At 34.5% G+C, this 885-nt stretch carries 1 protein-coding gene; it reads left to right on the forward strand.

Going from position 1 to position 885, the window contains the following annotated elements:
• Positions 1-42 precede the first annotated feature (42 nt).
• Positions 43-865, forward strand: a protein-coding gene (locus tag NI466_RS15775; RefSeq protein WP_122365483.1) for an IS5 family transposase whose coding sequence is annotated in 2 segments (ribosomal slippage) — positions 43-423 and positions 425-865 — 822 coding nt in all. Because the reading frame shifts where the segments join, the coding sequence is not laid out codon by codon here.
• Positions 866-885 lie beyond the last annotated feature (20 nt).

Raw genomic sequence — 885 nt, forward strand, 5'->3', positions numbered from 1 at the left:
TAGACCTCTTGCGAAAGTAAAAACCACCTCAATATAAATTTCATGAGATATCAGAAATTAAATCGTTTTTCAGATTCTGAATTCAAACGCTTGGTTGGCGTACCTCGACATGTTTTTACTGAAATGGTAGAGGTTTTAGAAAAAGCAGAATCACTCAAAAAGAAATCAGGTCGTCCTCATACTTTAGATATAGAGGATCAGTTGTTATTAACTCTCAATTACTTACGGAACTACAGCACTCAACTGGAATTAGCGGCAAATTACCATATCGCTGAAAGTAATGTGAATCGAACCATTAAAAAGGTTGAAGATGCATTGATGAAATCAAGACGTTTTACTCTGCCAAAACGAAGCATTACCACAGCAGACGAACACTTTAACTGGGTCATTATTGATGCGACAGAATGTTCAATAGAACGTCCGAAAAAAAAATCAGAGTAAGTTCTACAGTGGTAAAAAGAAGAAACATACGCTAAAAGCACAAGTGATCTATCATCCGAACAGCAAACAAATCATAGGGCTAGATATATCGAATGGCAGTCAGCATGATATTAAATTGGCAAGAAAAACGGTTAAGAAATTCAAACATTGTGAATATGTTATGACCGATTTAGGGTACTACGGATTAGAGCAAGATGGCTTTAAATTATTGATACCAATAAAGAAAAAGAAGAATTTACCCTTATTTGATGTTGAGAAAAGGTACAATAAAATGATTGGAAAAATACGAGTTGTGATCGAACACATTAATAGTCAATTGAAAACATTTAGAATATTAAGTGAACGCTATCGAAATAGACGGAAAAGATTCGGTTTACGCATTAACTTAATTGCTGCACTCGTAAACCGGATAAACTTGCAATAATGACTTTCGCAAGAGATCTA

The organism is Acinetobacter lwoffii (assembly GCF_024129595.1).
Taxonomy (GTDB): Bacteria; Pseudomonadota; Gammaproteobacteria; order Pseudomonadales; family Moraxellaceae; genus Acinetobacter; species Acinetobacter lwoffii_O.